Source organism: Streptomyces sp. NPDC091371 (assembly GCF_040684275.1).
Lineage (GTDB): Bacteria > Actinomycetota > Actinomycetes > Streptomycetales > Streptomycetaceae > Streptomyces.
The window spans coordinates 68442-83443 of record NZ_JBFBFP010000010.1 but is presented as its reverse complement, the minus strand read 5'-3'; the positions used below and the strand labels follow the sequence as shown (position 1 = coordinate 83443).

At 73.2% G+C, this 15002-nt stretch carries 15 protein-coding genes and 1 pseudogene; 5 read left to right on the top strand and 11 right to left on the bottom strand.

All coding sequences use genetic code 11. The features are described from left to right. Nucleotides 1–22 precede the first annotated feature (22 nt). Together AB0O21_RS14285 and AB0O21_RS14280 are read right to left on the bottom strand one after the other, a co-directional pair. Complete coding sequence (locus tag AB0O21_RS14285; RefSeq protein WP_365170784.1) at nt 23–793, bottom strand: excalibur calcium-binding domain-containing protein; 771 nt, start codon at nt 791–793, stop codon at nt 23–25. A gap of 171 nt (nt 794–964) precedes the next feature. Then, nucleotides 965–1534 (bottom strand): XRE family transcriptional regulator, encoded by a 570-nt coding sequence (locus tag AB0O21_RS14280; protein ID WP_365170782.1) that lies wholly within the window; start codon nt 1532–1534, stop codon nt 965–967. A gap of 139 nt (nt 1535–1673) precedes the next feature. On the opposite strand from AB0O21_RS14280, the gene AB0O21_RS14275 reads away from it, so the two are divergent. The 5 genes from AB0O21_RS14275 to AB0O21_RS14255 all read left to right on the top strand — a co-directional run bounded on the left by AB0O21_RS14275 (nt 1674) and on the right by AB0O21_RS14255 (nt 6570). Then, nucleotides 1674–2453, top strand: coding sequence for an ABC transporter permease subunit (locus AB0O21_RS14275; RefSeq protein ID WP_365170780.1), 780 nt, complete (start codon nt 1674–1676; stop codon nt 2451–2453). Further along, a complete protein-coding gene (locus AB0O21_RS14270; protein ID WP_365170778.1) occupies nt 2450–3163 on the top strand; it encodes an ABC transporter ATP-binding protein in 714 nt (237 codons plus the stop codon). Before AB0O21_RS14275 ends, AB0O21_RS14270 begins: the two co-directional genes overlap by 4 nt. Nucleotides 3164–3252: 89 nt before the next feature. Further along, nucleotides 3253–4266, top strand: a complete 1014-nt coding sequence (locus AB0O21_RS14265; protein WP_365170776.1) for an NrtA/SsuA/CpmA family ABC transporter substrate-binding protein — start codon at nt 3253–3255, stop codon at nt 4264–4266. 20 nt (nt 4267–4286) lie between these two features. Then, a complete protein-coding gene (locus AB0O21_RS14260; RefSeq protein ID WP_365170774.1) occupies nt 4287–5396 on the top strand; it encodes an aryl-sulfate sulfotransferase in 1110 nt (369 codons plus the stop codon). Between the two features lie 169 nt (nt 5397–5565). Next, entirely contained in the window at nt 5566–6570 is a 1005-nt protein-coding gene (locus AB0O21_RS14255; RefSeq protein WP_365170772.1) for a transporter substrate-binding domain-containing protein, read from the top strand. Nucleotides 6571–6592: 22 nt separating this feature from the next. On the opposite strand, the gene AB0O21_RS14250 is transcribed toward AB0O21_RS14255, so the two are convergent. The 9 genes and pseudogenes from AB0O21_RS14250 to AB0O21_RS14210 all read right to left on the bottom strand — a co-directional run. Continuing rightward, entirely contained in the window at nt 6593–6973 is a 381-nt protein-coding gene (locus AB0O21_RS14250; protein ID WP_365170770.1) for a MerR family transcriptional regulator, read from the bottom strand. Nucleotides 6974–6997: 24 nt separating this feature from the next. Next, complete coding sequence (locus AB0O21_RS14245; protein WP_365170768.1) at nt 6998–8032, bottom strand: NADP-dependent oxidoreductase; 1035 nt, start codon at nt 8030–8032, stop codon at nt 6998–7000. Between the two features lie 138 nt (nt 8033–8170). Next, nucleotides 8171–9739, bottom strand: a complete 1569-nt coding sequence (locus tag AB0O21_RS14240) for a hypothetical protein (RefSeq protein WP_365170766.1) — start codon at nt 9737–9739, stop codon at nt 8171–8173. Between the two features lie 145 nt (nt 9740–9884). After that, nucleotides 9885–10079, bottom strand: a complete 195-nt coding sequence (locus tag AB0O21_RS14235) for a hypothetical protein (RefSeq protein WP_365170764.1) — start codon at nt 10077–10079, stop codon at nt 9885–9887. A 126-nt stretch (nt 10080–10205) separates the two neighbouring features. Further along, a complete protein-coding gene (locus AB0O21_RS14230; protein WP_365170762.1) occupies nt 10206–10865 on the bottom strand; it encodes an ATP-binding cassette domain-containing protein in 660 nt (219 codons plus the stop codon). Next, nucleotides 10858–11754 carry an ABC transporter ATP-binding protein gene (locus AB0O21_RS14225; RefSeq protein ID WP_365170999.1) on the bottom strand — a complete coding sequence of 299 codons (897 nt, stop codon included), beginning with the start codon at nt 11752–11754 and terminating at the stop codon, nt 10858–10860. Before AB0O21_RS14225 ends, AB0O21_RS14230 begins: the two co-directional genes overlap by 8 nt. A gap of 59 nt (nt 11755–11813) precedes the next feature. Beyond that, nucleotides 11814–12680: an ABC transporter permease gene (locus AB0O21_RS14220; RefSeq protein WP_365170760.1), complete on the bottom strand. Its 867-nt coding sequence runs from the start codon at nt 12678–12680 to the stop codon at nt 11814–11816. Further along, nucleotides 12673–13638, bottom strand: coding sequence for an ABC transporter permease (locus AB0O21_RS14215; RefSeq protein WP_365170997.1), 966 nt, complete (start codon nt 13636–13638; stop codon nt 12673–12675). The genes AB0O21_RS14220 and AB0O21_RS14215 overlap by 8 nt, the downstream gene beginning before the upstream one ends. A gap of 17 nt (nt 13639–13655) precedes the next feature. Continuing rightward, nucleotides 13656–14780, bottom strand: a pseudogene (locus AB0O21_RS14210) (ABC transporter substrate-binding protein); the annotation flags it as partial. Nucleotides 14781–15002 lie beyond the last annotated feature (222 nt).

Here is a 15002-nt window from a genome sequence, read left to right as displayed (position 1 = left end):
CGACGGACCGGCCCTGTCCGGCCTACTTGTCGCAGGCGATGCCGTCCTTGTCCTTGTCGAGCTCGGACCGGTAGCCCGACTGCCCCTTGCGCAGCGGCGCCGCACCGGCGGCCTTCGCGGCGGCGCAGTTCGCGTAGTAGGCGCCGCCGCCTCCCGTGCCGGAGCCGGAGGAGGCGCTGTCGTTGTCCGGGGTGGGCGTCGGCTTCTTCGTCTCCGGGGTGTTGAGGCGCGTGTCGGCCGTGGCCGGGCACTTCGTGCCGGGCGCGACGAGATGGACCGTAGCGGCGGCGGACTTGGCGAGCTTCGCGCCTGCGGCCGGGTCCTGGAGGCAGACGACCCAGTTCGCGTGGGCCGACGACAGCGTCACGTCGGTGTAGGCGCTCCGGGCGGTCAGCTCGCCGTCGATGAGCGCCTCGACTGCCTTCTCGGCCTGGTTGAACGGCATGTTGGTCACGGCGGGCATCACCGCGTCCGCGCCCGGCGCCGCGCTCGGGGAGGACGTCGCGGTGGCCGCGGTGGTGGAAGGACTGGCGGACGCGGTGGCCGCCGTCTTGCCCTTGCCGTCGTCCGTGTCCTTCTTCGCGCCGTCGGAGAACAGCAGCACCAGGAGCCAGATACCCGAAAGCACGGTGGCGACGATCTTCTTGCCCTGGGTCCACGGGCTCATCCAGGCCAGGGCTATGCCGAGCGGAGGCAGGAGCACGAGGGCGGTGATGACCACTGCGGGATGCTGCCACCAGCGCCGGACGGGCTGCTGGGGGTAGGGGGAGTACTGGGTGGGCGGCGAGTACACGGGTCTCCTGGCGTGGCTGTGACAGCTGCGACAACTGTGGTGGCTGTTGGGCGCGTTCAGCCTAAACAAGAAGTCAAAATATGCCAGGAGAATTCGGAAATGTGAGACAGCCCCCGGCCGCGGAGCGGGAGTTGGCCTCCCGGCACCGTGCACAGGGCCCTTCCCCTCGCTCTAGACGTTGGCGATCACGAGGAGGGTGCGGGCCGGCTCCGGGCCCGACAGGCGGCAGCGGTGCGGGACTTCGCCCCGGTGGTGGGCGCTCTGGCCGGCGCGCAGGGTGAGGGGGTCCTCCCCCTCGACCTCCAGGACGATCTCACCCGCCAAGACGTAGAGGAAGTCCTCGCCGGGGTGCTCGAACCAGCCGCGCTCGCCCTGGCCGGGCTCGAAGTGGTGCTCGTACGCCTCCATGACGGTGCTGCGCCCGCCGGGGATGAGCACCTGCGCGACCTGCCCCGCGGCCTCGTTCACCCGGATCACCTGCGGGTCGGCCTCGTGGCTGACCGCGCCGGGGCGGCCGGGCGGCCGCAGGAAGGTGCCCGGGGTGACGTCCAGGGCCTCGGCGATCCGGTAGATCGAGCTGAGGCTGGGCGTGGCGAGTCCGCGCTCCAACTGGCTGAGGAAGGGCTGGGAGAGCCCCGAGCGGGTGGCGAGCACGGCCATGGAGACGCCGCGTTGCTTTCGGCAGCCGCGGATCACTCGTCCGACCTCGATGGCTTCGGGCGTGGGTTCGGGGCGAGACACGCTGGTGAACGTACCCCATGGCGGATCCCGGGACGGGTGGCCCCGGGAGGTTTCGCACGCCCGCAACACCCCCTTCACAAACGTCGTCAATTATTGACCTCACTTATCAACGCCTCAGGAAACGACCGAGGAGCCGCCCGTGCACGCCTCTCCCCCACCGCCCGGCCGGGCCCTCGGCCGGCTCGGCCCGGCCCTGGGCGCGGCCGGCACCGTACTCGCCCTGTGGTACCTGCTCGCCGGGTCCGGCGCGGTGGCTCCCGGGCTGCTGCCCACGCCCGCGCAGACCCTGGCCGCGCTCGCGGACAGCGCCGCCAGCGGGGTCCTGGCCTCCGATCTCGCCGCCAGCCTGGCCCGGGCGGGGCAGGGCTTCGCCCTGGGCGCGGCGGTCGGCAGCGCGCTGGGCTTCGCCACCGGCAGCCTGCCGTGGCTGTCCGCCGCCGTGACCCCGGTGGTCTCCTTCCTCCGCCCGATCCCGGCCATCGCCCTGGTGCCGCTGGCCACCGCGTGGTTCGGCATCGGCGAGAGCGCCAAGCGCCTGCTCATCGCGTACGCCGTCCTCCTCGCGGTGTGGCTGTACGTGCACGACGGGGTGTCCCGGGTGCCCGTCTCCCACCTGAGGGCGGCCCGGTCGCTGGGGGCGCCGCTGCACCGGCGGTTCACCGAGGTGCTGCTGCCCGCCGCCGCGCCCGCCCTGCTCGCGGCACTGCGCTACGGGGCGTCGGTGGCGCTGCTCGCCCTGGTCGCGGCCGAACTGGGCGGCGCGGACAGCGGACTGGCGTACCGGCTCCAGGTGGACGGGCAGTTCCTGCGGGTGGACCGGATGTTCGCGGGCCTGCTCGTCCTCGGGCTGCTCGGGGTGGCCGTCGACCTCGTGCTGGCGACGGCCGGCCGCCGGTTCGCGCACTGGAGCGAGTCATGAGCCTCGGCGTGCGCCTGGAGGGGCTGTCGGTCGGCTACGGGACCGCACCGGTGCTGGAGCGCACCGACCTGGAGTTCCCGGCGGGGTCGTTCACGGCCTTGCTGGGGCCCAGCGGCTGCGGCAAGTCCACCGTGCTGAACACCATCGCGGGGTTCGTCCGGCCCTCCGGCGGGCGGGTGACGGCCGGCTCCGTGCCGGTGCGCGGCCCTGGCCCGGAGCGGGGCGTGGTCTTCCAGCACTACGCGCTCTTCCCCTGGCGCACGGCCCGCGGCAACGTCGAGTTCGCCCTCAAGCGGCTGGGCCTGCCCCGTGCGGAACGCCGCCGGCGGGCGCTCGCGGCGCTGGCCGAAGTGGGGCTCGCGGACGGCGCGGAGAAGTACCCGGCCGAGCTGTCGGGCGGGATGCGGCAGCGCGTGGCGCTGGCCCGCGCCCTGGCGGCCGAACCGCGAGTCCTGCTGATGGACGAGCCGTTCGGCGCGCTGGACGCACTGACCCGGACCCGGATGCAGGAGCTGCTGCGGGAGCTGTGGCGGCGCACCGGCACCACCGTCCTGTTCGTCACGCACGACATCGACGAGGCCCTGGCCCTCGCGGAGCGGGTGATCGTCCTCGGCGGCGCTCCCGGCCGGGTGCTGGCCGACCACCCCGTGCCCGCCGGTCCGCCCGACCCGGAACTCCGCTCACTGATCGCCCACCACCTCGGCACCTGATCCCTCCCGCGGGCCGTCCCTTCCGGACGCGCCCGACCCCGCACGGCCCGGCACCACGCCGCTCCCCGCTCACGACAAGGACCTCCACGATGAACCTCACCGGACTCAGACCCCGCACGGTCGCCGCCGTACTCCTCGCGGCCCTGCTCTCCACCCTCGCCACCGCCTGCGCCGGCACCCCGTCCGCCCCGCAGGGCAGCGACGGCCGCCCGGCCGTCGCCATCGCGGCGAGCGACCACCTCGGCGGCGCCCCCGTCTACGTCGCCCAGGAGCACGCCCTGTGGTCCGCCGAGGGCGTCACCGCGGCCGTCACCACCCATCCCACCGGCCGGGACGCGTTGAACGCCGTGCTCGGCGGCCAGGCGCAGCTCGGCGTGGTCGGCGACCTGCCCGCCGTGACGGCCGCGCTGGGCGGGCGCGAGCTGCGGATCGTCGCCGACCTGTCCCGGTTCTCCGACTGGCGGCTGCTGACCCGGACCGACCGCGGGATCACCGGCTTCGCCGCGCTGAAGGGCCGCAAGGTCGGCGTCCCGCAGGGCACGAACGTCGAGTACGCGCTGTCGCGGATGCTCGCCTCGGCGGGACTGACATCCGCCGACGCGACGGTGGTCAACCTGGCACCGAACCAGGTCCCCGCGGCGCTGGCCCGCGGGGACATCGACGCGGGGGTCACCTTCCCCGGCTTCTACGAAACCACCCGCACCGCCCTGGGCGCCGACTACGCCGAACTCCCCTTCACCGGGTACACCGCCAGGACCCTGCTCGTCGCCGGGCCCTCGGCGAACGAGCAGAGCACGGCGGCGGTGCTCCGCGCCCTGCTGCGCTCCCAGCACGAGCTCGCCGCCGACCCCGCGGGCGCACGCAAGGCCGTGCTCGCCCAGTCCAAGGGCGCGCTCCAGGCCGGCCACGTCGACACCTTCCAGCCCCGCTACACCTACGGCGCCGCCCTCTCCCCCGAACTTCTGGCCCAGTTGGTGGAGGAGGCCTCCTGGGCCAAGGCCGCCCAGGGCCTGCCGGGCGCCGCCGACCGCACCGCCCTGCTGCGGTACCTGGACCCCGGACCCCTGACGGCCGCCGACCCGTCCGCCGTCACCGTTCACTGAAGATCCTCGAGGAGATCCCCATGACCATCGACCAGAACACCCTGCGGCGCCGCGGCGTCGGCCTCATCGCCCATGACCCCGCGCGCAGTTACGGCGGCTACACCCTCTACACGCCGATCACCAGCGCCGGTGAGATCCACCTCGTCGACATCGAGGGCCGCACCGCCCACACCTGGAACTCCCCGCACCCGCCCGGCCGCCAGGCGCAGCTCCTCCCGAACGGGAACCTCTTCTACGCGGCCAAGGACACCTCAGGCCCGGTCCTCTTCCCCATCTGGGAGGTCTACCACGGCGGGATCTTCCAGGAACTGGCCCCGGACTCCACCGTGGTGCGCGAGGTCCGCCACCCCTTCCACCATCACGACGCGACGGTCCTGCGCAACGGCAACCTCCTGATCGGCGCCGTGGAACCCCTCGACCCCGCCGACGCCGCCCGGATCCGGGGCGGCATCCCCGGCTCCGAGGCCCCGGGCGGGGTGATCTACGGGGACGTGGTGTACGAACTGACCTGGGACGGCGAGATCGTGTGGCGCTGGGCCGCCATCGAGCACCTCGACCCCGAAGAGGTGCCGCTCGACCGGCACTTCGACCGCAACCACTGGCCGATGGCCAACACCGTCAACGAGAGCGCGGACGGTTCCATCGTGGTGGGCTTCCGCAGCGCGTCCACCGCCGTGTCCGTCGACCGCGCCGACGGATCCGTCCAGTGGCGCATCGGCCCCGACGTGCTGGCGCAGCAGCACCATCCGCACGAGCTGCCCGGGGGCAACATCCTGGTCTTCGACAACGGCAGCTACCGCGACACCACTTCGGTGCCGTACTCGCGGGTGCTGGAGCTCGACCCGCGCACGGGCGAGCAGGTGTGGTCGTACGAGGACAACCCGCCGCAGAACTTCTACAGCCCCTACATGTCCAGCGCGCAGCGCCTGCCGAACGGCAACACCTTCATCGCCGAGGGCTCCTTCGGCCGGCTCTTCGAGGTGACCCCGGGCGGGGAGGTGGTCTGGGAGTTCGTGGTCCCGCAGTTCCGGTCCTTCGGCGATGGCGTGGGCCTGGAGTCCTCGGCCGGCGCCCAGAATTCCGTCTTCCGCGCCTACCGGTACGCGGCGGAGGAGATTCCCTGGCTGTGAACTCACGCCGTGTTTTGTTTCACCAAGAGGCGTTCTGTGTACGGCGGATGAAATGAATACGCGCGCATGGGGATTCCGAATTCGAGGGCGTTGACAGCCCTTCTCCGGGCTGCCTAGCTTACGCGGCGGAAATCAAAAGCAGCGGTCCCGTCATCCCGTAAGGAGCACCATGCGACGCCGTTCCTCCCTGCGCACCAGGCTCGTCCGCGGCCTGGGCGCCGCGACCGCCGCCGCGGCCCTCGCCTCCGGGGCCGCCGGCTGCGGCGGCGGTGCCGCGGCCGGGGAGCCGGCCTCCGGCCGGGTCACCGTCGGCGGAGTGTCCAACGACGTGGCCCGGCAGGCCGAGCTGAACGTCCCGGTGGTCGAGTCGCTGCGCGCCCAGCTGCCCGCGGCCGTCCGCGAACGGGGCGAGCTGGTGATCGGGGTCGGCGCGCTACCCGACGGCGTCCCGCCGCTGGCGTACGTCGGCAGCGACCGGCAGACGCTCACCGGGGCCGAGCCCGACCTCGGCCGGCTGGTGGCCGCAACCCTCGGGCTCAAGCCCGTGGTGCGGAACTCCACCCAGGAGGACGTGTTCGCGGGAATCGACAGCGGCAGGGTGGACGTGGCCTTCACCAACGTCTCGGTCACCGAGGAACGCAAGAAGAAGTACGAATTCGCCTCGTACCGGCGGGACGAGCTGGGCTTCGAGGTGCTGAAGGACAGCGCCTGGAACTTCGGCGGCGACTTCCGCAGGCTCGCCGGCCGGAACGTCGCGGTCGGTTCGGGCACCCAGCAGGAGCGGATCCTGCTGGAGTGGCAGAAGAAGCTCCAGGCCGAGGGCAGGGACTTCAACGTCAAGTACTACCCGGACGCGGGCAGCACCCACCTGGCCCTGCGCGGCAAGAAGGTCGACATCAGCTTCGCCCCGAGCCCGGTCATCGCCTACCACGCGACCCGGACGGCGAGCGGCGATGCCCCCACGCGCAGGGCGGGCTCCTACTCGGGCGCGGGCGAGTCGCTCCAGGGCCTGATCGGGGCGACCGCCAGGAAGGACAGCGGGCTGGCCAAGCCGGTGGCCGCGGCGATCAACCACCTGATCGACAACGGCCAGTACCGCAAGCTGCTGGCCGCCTGGAACCTGTCCGAGGAGGCCGTCACGATCTCGGAGGTCAATCCGCCGGGCCTGCGCTGAACAATGCGCGGGACATCGCGGCTCACAGACCTCGGGTCCGGCCGGCCGAGAGCTTCGCGAGTTCGTCCCGCCTGCGGGTCAGGCGGGCGATCTCGGCGTCGAGGGCGGCGATCCGCCGGTCGACCACGGGCGCGAATCCCCCCGTTCCGCCCTCGGAGCCGCACCGCGGGGGCGGGTCCTGGGTGAGCAGCGGCAGCCGGTCGGCGCGGGTGCGCAGGTCCTCGATGGTGAGGCCGAGGCCGAGCAGTTCGCGGATGACGCGGACCAGGGCCACCTCGGCCGGACCGTAGACCCGCTGGCCGGAGGGGCTGCGCACGGGCGGGGGGAGCAGGCCGCGCTCTTCGTACAGGCGCAGTGCCCGCGCCGTGGTCCCCGCCGCCGCTGCCGCGTCACCGATGCGCAACCCGCCGCTCCCTTCCGAGTGCCGCTACAACCGCACGACGACCGCGCCGAAATGACGCCCGGCGATCAGTTCCGGCAACGCGGACACGGCCCGCCGCATTCCCTCGATCTCCGTGTACGGGAAGCGGATCTCACCGGAGCGCAGCCAGCCGCCGAAGCGGCCGCGCCACTCGTCCTCCACGTCCGGGTGGTCCGCGCCCGCGTATCCGGCGAGCGAGATGCCGCGGATCACCAGCCGGAAGGTGTCGATCCCGGCAGGTGCCCCGGCGCCGCCCGTGCCGGGTGCCAGCTGCCCGGACAGTGCGCCGGTCAGGGCCACGCGGGCGCCCTGGCGGGCGGCTCCCAGTGCGGCGGACAGCTGGGCTCCGCCCACGGAGTCCAGGACCACGTCGAGGCCCTCGGGGGCGGCGTCGCGCAGCTGGTCGGTGAACGGCCGCCGGCCGGGGGCGTCCACCAGTGCGTGGTCGTAGCCCAGTTCGCGTACGAGGCGGTCGGCCTTGTCCGGGGAGCGGGTGCTGCCGATCACCTTCGCGGCCCCCAGCAGCCGGGCGATCTGCCCGGCGAGCGTGCCGACCGCTCCGGCCGCCCCCGTCACCAGGACGACGTCGCCCCGGCGGATCCGGGCGAGCCGGGTCAGGGCTCCGTACGGGGCCGGCCCCTGGGCCAGGTGCGCCACCGGCGTGGGCAGTGCGTCGCCGACCGGGGTGGCCTGCCCGGCTGGCAGCAGGGCGAAGTCGCGCCAGCCGGCCATGTGGACCACGAGGTCGCCGGCCCGGAGGGTGCCGTCGCCCGGTGCGGCGACCACGTGGCCGACCGCAGGGCCGAACAGGGGGTCCCCGGCGGCCAGTGACGGCAGTGGCAGCCCCTCTGCGCGGCCGCCGATGAGGGTCCGCAGGCCCGGGAAGACGAGGAAGTACCGGTTGCGCACCAGCACCTGGCCCGGTTCCGGGGCGGGGAGCGGGGTCGCGGCCAGGGTGAAGTGCCGTGCTTCGGGCAGGCCTTCGGGTACCGAGGCCAGCCGGATCTCGAAAGCGGTGCGGGGCGGGGCCGTGGTCGTCATGCGCGGGCTCCTGGGGCTCGGGCGGGCGGGGTGCGGGGACGCTAACCCCTGACCCGCGCGTCAGGGTCAAGCCCCGGACCGCGGCGGGCCGGCCGGCGCGGATCGCGCGTCGGCCGGCCCTGCCGCAAAGAGCGGGGGTCAGCCGCCGTCGCGGACCGAGACGATGCCGTTGAAGACGCCGACGTACGCCGTGCCGTCCGGGCCGAGGGTGATCGGGGCCCAGTTGTTGTCGTACAGCGGGCCGGTGCCGGTCAGCTGCCGCCAGCGGCGCTCACCCGTGCGGAAGTCCACCGCGGTGAGGTACCAGGCGTCGATGCCCCAGAAGTTGGGCTCCTTCTCGTAGAAGTAGAGCAGCCCGTTCGCGGTGGAGAGCTTGGGGACGACGGAGGGAGCGCGGATCGCGCTCTCCCAGACCGTGTCGCAGCCGCTGCCGTCGGGGCGGACGTCGATGCGGCTGACGCCGCCGACGACCGACTTGCCGCCCACAAGCGACGTCACGTTCTCGTAGCCGTAGTTGTTCTCGACGACGATGCTGTTGCCCCAGGTGATCAGGGAGTTGTCGGTGGTCGAGGCGCCGGAGCCGAACACCGGCACCTTGCAGACCAGCCGCTGGTCCGCGGGGACGTCCACGCCCCGCTTGTAGACCAGGACGTTCATCCGGTCGTCGGCGTTGTCGGTGATGGCGACGTAGCCGTTGCCGAAGAGGTCCGGGGTGGTCCCCGAACCCTGGTTCACGGAACCGGGCTTGGTGCCCGTACCGCGGTCGTAGGTCTGGCGCCACTGCGCCTCGGGGGTGCCGTCGGCGGCGGCCCGGAAGCTGTAGAGGGCGTGGTCGGTGACGATCGAGACCCCGTCCTCGGCCACCGAGAAGGAGTTCTGGATCTCCTCGCCGGTCAGCTGGATCGAGCGGATCCGCGAGGTCGCCGGGTCCACGGTGCCGACGCGGCCCTGGCGGGTGACCCACCAGATGCGGCCGTTCCAGTCCGGCATCACCGAGGTCACGGGGTCACAGGTCCCGCTGGGCCACAGGTTGGTCCAGCTGACGCAGTCGTGCGGGACCTGGCCGGTGAGGTCCCAGTCGTCGGCGACGGTGAACTTCCAGCTGCCGTCCGGATTCTGCGAATGGGCGAGGCGCAGGATGTGCTGCCGGGAGTCCGCCAGCACGGCCCGGTCCTGGTCGTCCAGGTAGAAGTAGGCGCCGCCCGAGGTGTCCTTGAAGATCTTCGAGAAGTCGAGCGAGGTGATCGCCTCGACCGTCGAAGATCGCTGCGGGAGCTGGTATTCCGCGAGCGTGGCGAGCGTACGGGGCTCCAGGAGCTTGACCTTGAAGCCCGAGAAGGTGCCGCACACCGTGACGAGCCGGCCGCCGGAGTCGAAGGTGGCGGTGGCGCATTCGCCGCCGAGGGCCGCGATGGCCTCGCTCTTGACCTGGAGGTTCTTGCCCAGCGGTCCCGACCAGGGCGACGTGGCGCTGCCGCCCGCGTCGGAGTGCATGCCGCTGCGGCCGTTGGGCGCGAGGAAGGGGTGCTGCCGGGGTGCTTCCCCGGGCAGTGGGGCCGCGGTGGCGGGGGCGCCGTCGTAGTGGCTGACCAGGCGGTGGCCGGGGGCCTTGGGTATCTCGTTGGCCCCCGCCGGTGTGATGACCGTGATCGTCGTGAGTACGGCGACCAGCGGCACCACAGCGCAGTTCAGCGCTCTTCGGAACATCCGGACTTCCTCCATTTCTCTTCAGTTTTGCTGACAATGTGTCTGACATCGCGCCGCCGCCAGACGCTAGATCGCCGTGCCTGAGGAGTCCATGGAAGTGCCGGATGATTCACGAAGGCGCAATACTTGATCGACTTCGCCGGAGCTACGGTTTGAGGCTGCCGACCACGTTCGCAGTGGCCGACAGTCCGTTGTGGATGGTCGCGGCCATACTGCTGCTCGCCAGGTAGAACCCGAGCAGCACGCAGACGAGGGCGTGCGAGAACTTGAGGCCGCCGCTGCGCAGGAAAATCCACGCGAGGACGAGGAGCAGGACGACCACTGAGAGGGAAATCACCATCGAAAACCTCCTTGCTCGGCGCCATGGTGGCGCAGGCAGGGGTTCCTTCGGGCGAACGACGTATCCACCGAACGGGTGTTGACCGTGCGTGACGCCCGGCCGGTCCTTGACGCCGGTCCCTGGCGATCAGTCCCCGGCGATCTCGTTCCAGTGGGTCGTACGGTCGCACCAGCGGCCCAGCAGCACCGGATCGTGGCCGACCGCGAGGAGCCCGGCGCCGCTCTCGGCGCGGTACTCCTCGACCACCGCGACCAGGGCCGCCGTGGTGGAGGCGTCCAGCATCGCGGTCATCTCGTCGCAGACCAGCCAGCGCGGCCGCAGTACCAACGCGCGGCCCAGGCACGCGCGTTGCAGCTGGCCGTCGCTGACCTCGTGGGGCCGCCGGCCGAGCAGGTCCCCGCCGAGGCCGACCCGCTCCGCCCATGCGGCGACCGCCGCTTCGGCCTCCGTACGGCGGCCGGTCGCGCGGAGCGGTTCGGCGACGAGGTCGCGCAGCCGCAGGCGGGGGTCCGCGGCGAGCCGGGGCTGCTGGAAGACGACGCCGACCGCGGTGCGCAGGGCGCGCGGGGCCCGGTGGCGGTAGCCGGTGACGGGGTGGCCGTCGAGGGTCACGCTCCCCCGGTCGGGCCGGTGCAGCAGGGCGGCGACCCGGGCCAGGGTGGATTTGCCGCAGCCGCTCGGCCCGAGGAGGCCGAGGGACTGCCCGGGGCGCAGGGTGAGGTGCGCGCCGCGCACGACGGGGGCGCGGCGGTCGTAGCCGGCGGTGATGTCCTTGAGCTCAAGCATGGTGGCAGGCCACTCCTTCGGTGAGCTCCGGCCGTTCGGCGCGGCAGGTCCGGTCGGCGGAGGCGCAGCGGGCGGCGAAGGCGCAGCCGGGCGGGAGCGCGCCGAGTTCGGGCGGTGCGCCGGGGACGGGGGTGAAGGCCCGTTCGGGCAGGGCGGCGAGGAGCCCGCGGGCGTAGGGGTGGCGGGGGCCGGGCGCGCCGAAGAAGGCCTTTGCCGGGACGAGTTCGACGATGCGGCCGGCGTACATGACGGCGACGGTGTCGGCGATCCGCTCGGCCGCCGCGAGGTCGTGCGTGATCACCAGCAGGGCCCGGCCGGGTCCGGCGCCCGCGCCCCGGGTGTGGGCGCGCAGTTCGTCGACGGTGCGGTGGACGAGCTCCCGGTCCAGGCCGGTGGTCGGTTCGTCGGCGAGCAGCAGCGGGGCGTCCCCGACGAGGGCGAGTGCGGTGGCGGCCCGCTGGGCGAGGCCGCCGGAGAGTTCGTGCGGGTGGCGGTCGAGGTGGCCGGCGGGGAAGGCGGCCCGCTCGGCGGCCGCCTCCGCCGCGGCGCGGTGGTCCTCGCGGCCGGCCAGCTCCCGGACTGTTTCCTCCAGTTGGGCGCGGATGGTGCGGACCGGGGTGAGGTGTGCCGCCGGGCTCTGCGGGACGAGCCCGATGCGGCGGCCCCGTACAGTCCGGGCGAGGGTGCGTTCGTCCGCGGCAAGCAGGTCGAGGCCGTCGGCGAGCCGGGCGGACCCGGCGGTCTCGGCGTTGCCGGGGAGCAGCCCGAGGAGGGCGGAGGCGAGCACCGATTTGCCGCAGCCGCTCTCGCCGACGAGGGCGAGGCATTCGCCGGGCGCGAGCGTGAACGAGGCGTCGGTGACCGCTTCCACGTACCGGCGGCCGCGCATCCGGAAGCGCACGGAGAGCCCCTCGACGCGCAGGACCGGCCCGGAGGGCGGACGGTGGGTCACAGGGTCAGCTCCGATCGGCGGCGGGGGCTCATCCGGTCGCGCCAGGCGCCCGCGAGCCCGGCGATCGCCAGGGTCGGGAGGATCAGCAGCAGGCCGGGGAAGAGGGTGGGCCACCAGTCGCCGGCCAGGAGCGAACCGCGCGCGTTCTGCACGAGGTTGCCCAGGCTCGCCTGGTGGGAGGGCAGGCCGAGCCCGAGGAAGGACAGGGCCGACTCGTGCCACATGGCGTGCGGGACCATCAGCACCGCGGCGAGGCCCGCCTGCGGGAGGACCCCGGGCACCAGGTGGCGCGCGGCGACCCGCAGCCGCGAGGCGCCGCCCGAGATCGCGGCGTCGACGTGGGGGCGGCCGCGCAGCGAGAGCACCTCCGCGCGGACGATGCGGGCCGTCGACATCCAGTGGGTCACGGCCACGGAGGCCACCACGGGCCAGACGCCCGGCCGGAACAGGGCCACGACGAAGATGCCCAGCAGCAGGTGCGGGATGGCGGACAGCGCGTCCACCACCCGCATCACCACCCGGTCCGTCCAGCCGCCCAGCGCGCCCGCGGCCGCGCCGACTGCGGTGCCGACGAGGGTCGCGGCGAGCGCGGCCACCAGGCCGACCAGCAGCGAGACCCGCAGTCCGTAGACGCAGCGCAGCAGCAGGTCGCGCCCGACGTCGTCGGTTCCGAAGGGGTGGGCCCACGAGGGCGGCCGGAGCCTAGCCGACAGGTCGACCGCCTGCTGGTCCAGCTGCGCCAGCGGCGGAACCACCAGCACCGCGAGCACGATCAGCGCCGCGACCACCGCCGAGGACCGCACCCGCAGGGCGCGCGTCGAGCGCCCGGCCTTCCCGGCGGGCCGCCACACCGCCTCAGCCATCGAAGCCCACCCTCGGGTCCGCCAGCCCGTACAGCAGGTCGGACAGCAGGTTCCCGGCCAGCACCGCCGCCGTGGCCGGCACGGTCAGCGCCGCGAGCAGCGGGAAGTCCACCGAGGTGGCGGCCTCCACGGTGGCCGCCGCGATGCCCGGCCAGGAGAACACGGTCTCCACGAGCAGCGCCCCGGTGATCAGCTCCGGCACCCGGGAGCCGATGAGCGTCAGCATCGGCAGCATGCCGGAGCGCAGCGCGTGGCCGAGCAGTACCCTCCGCTCGGCCAGCCCGCGGGCGCGGGCCCCGCGTACGGGGTCCTCGTCCAGCGCGTCGGCCACGCCCTGGCGGACGTACAGGTAGAACCAGGGGAGTTGGGAGACGCCCAGGACCAGCGCGGGCAGCACCAGGTGCGAGGCGACCTGTCCGGGGGTGACCACGTCGCTGCCGGCGTCCGTCAGACCGCCCGGGGGCAGCACCCCGAGCCGTACCGAGAAGAACCAGACGGCGAGCAGGGCGAGCCAGAAGGCGGGGGCGGCCTCCAGGGTGTGGGCGAGCGAGGTCGCGCACCGGTCCAGCGGGCCGCCCTTGCGGCGCGCGGCGAGCACGCCGAGCGCGGTGCCCGTCAGTACGGCCACGGCGAAGGCGCAGGCCGCGAGCAGCACCGACCAGCCGAGCCGCTCCCCGATGACCTCGGCCACGGGCCGGCGCATGACGGAGGAGGTGCCGAGGTCGCCGGTGAGGGCGGAGGTGAGCCAGTCCCACCAGCGCGGGATCAGGCCCTGGTCCACGCCGAGGTTGGCCCGCAGCTGGTCGAGTTCGGCCTGCGAGGCGGTCAGGCCGGCGGTGCCGGCGTAGGCCTTGACCGGGTCGAAGGGGGACAGGGCGGCGATGGCGAAGACGCCGAAGGTGACGGCGAGCAGGACGGGCCCGGCGAACAGGAGCCGCCGACCCGCCATCCGCGCCATCGGCCGCAGCGGCAGGCTCACTTCTGCTTCGGCTTCCAGCTCTCGACGTTCCACCAGGGCCCGGCGCCGAGCCCGTGGTCGTGCGGTTCGACCTGCGTGGTGAGCCCGTCCCACTTGTCGTTCACGACGTACAGGTGGTCGATGTGGGTGAGGAAGACGTAGCCCGGGTTCTTGGCGAGTTCGCGCTGCACGGTGTCGTACGCGGCCTTGCGCGCGGCCGCGTCGCCGCTGCGGCGGCCCTCGTCGAGCGCCCGGTCGACGGTCTCGTTGTCGTACCAGGCCATGTTGTTGAAGCCGTCGCCGCCGAGGGAGGACTTCAGCAGCAGGTACTGGTCGAAGTCGGGGTCGGCCGGGAAGCCGCCGCCCGCGAGGACCGCCTCGGTCTTCATCCGGGGTTCGATCACCTCCCAGGTGCCCGACTCGGTCCGGACCTCGATGCCGGCCTTCTTGGCGTCGGAGGCGAAGGCGAGGGCGTGGTCCTGGCGGATCTTGTCGCCGGAGGTGTACCAGAGCGGGAAGGAGGCCCGGACGCCGTCCTTGACGCGGATGCCGTCCGCTCCCGGCTTCCAGCCCGCGTCGTCGAGGATCCGCTTGGCCCGTTCGAGGTCGTGGGGGCGCTCGGTGCCGGCCGTGAACCACGGGCTGTCGGTGGGGAGCGGGCCGTACGCGGGCTTTCCGGCGCCCTCCAGGAGCCGGTCGACCATGGCCTCGCGGTCCACGGCGATGTCGAGGGCCTGCCGGACCGCCACGTCGCCGGTGACCTTGTCGTGGGTCGGCAGCGTCACGTTGCGGTAGTCGAAGGTCTTGGCCGCGTGGGTGCGCCGCGTCCGGTCCTTCTCAAAGGTCTTCGCGAGGTTGGGCGGCAGGATCGCCGCGTCGAGTTCGCCGGCGCGCAGCCGGGTGGCGCGTACGTCGTCGTCCTTGATGACGGCCATGGTGAACTTCTTGACCGCGGCCTCGCCGCCCCAGTAGCCGGGGTTGGCGCGGAAGCCGAGCTTCTCCCCCTTGGACCATCCGGTCAGCAAGTACGGGCCGGTGCCGACGGGCTTGGTGGTGAACTCGCCGCTGTTGACGTCCTGCCGCCCCGCTATGTGTTCGGGGGCGATGGGCAGCACGGTCCGCTCGGCGAACGGCGCGTAGGGGTTCACGACGAAGTCGAATTAGCTCGATCGTGTGATGGTCGGCCCGGAGACTTGCAGTGCGGTGGCTGGGCGGGGGTAGCGTGAGCGTGCGATCTGGGACGCCGGGTGCGGTGCCAGCGTGCGGGGCCCCTGCTCCACCGGAGTGATGGTTCAGGGCCTCCCCGTCGCCTTTGGCCGCATCCACATGGCCAGGTCGCGCAGGGAACCGACCTCCCGGGATCG

Excerpts from the sequence above, each read along its gene's own strand:
- AB0O21_RS14230 (WP_365170762.1), bottom strand. The coding sequence starts at position 10,865 with ATGCTTGAGCTCAAGGACATCACCGCCGGCTACGACCGCCGCGCCCCC.
- AB0O21_RS14270 (WP_365170778.1), top strand. The coding sequence starts at position 2,450 with ATGAGCCTCGGCGTGCGCCTGGAGGGGCTGTCGGTCGGCTACGGGACC.
- AB0O21_RS14260 (WP_365170774.1), top strand. The coding sequence starts at position 4,287 with ATGACCATCGACCAGAACACCCTGCGGCGCCGCGGCGTCGGCCTCATC.
- AB0O21_RS14235 (WP_365170764.1), bottom strand. The coding sequence starts at position 10,079 with ATGGTGATTTCCCTCTCAGTGGTCGTCCTGCTCCTCGTCCTCGCGTGG.
- AB0O21_RS14265 (WP_365170776.1), top strand. The coding sequence starts at position 3,253 with ATGAACCTCACCGGACTCAGACCCCGCACGGTCGCCGCCGTACTCCTC.
- AB0O21_RS14245 (WP_365170768.1), bottom strand. The coding sequence starts at position 8,032 with ATGACGACCACGGCCCCGCCCCGCACCGCTTTCGAGATCCGGCTGGCC.
- AB0O21_RS14240 (WP_365170766.1), bottom strand. The coding sequence starts at position 9,739 with ATGTTCCGAAGAGCGCTGAACTGCGCTGTGGTGCCGCTGGTCGCCGTA.
- AB0O21_RS14215 (WP_365170997.1), bottom strand. The coding sequence starts at position 13,638 with ATGGCGCGGATGGCGGGTCGGCGGCTCCTGTTCGCCGGGCCCGTCCTG.
- AB0O21_RS14255 (WP_365170772.1), top strand. The coding sequence starts at position 5,566 with ATGCGACGCCGTTCCTCCCTGCGCACCAGGCTCGTCCGCGGCCTGGGC.
- AB0O21_RS14225 (WP_365170999.1), bottom strand. The coding sequence starts at position 11,754 with ATGCGCGGCCGCCGGTACGTGGAAGCGGTCACCGACGCCTCGTTCACG.
- AB0O21_RS14220 (WP_365170760.1), bottom strand. The coding sequence starts at position 12,680 with ATGGCTGAGGCGGTGTGGCGGCCCGCCGGGAAGGCCGGGCGCTCGACG.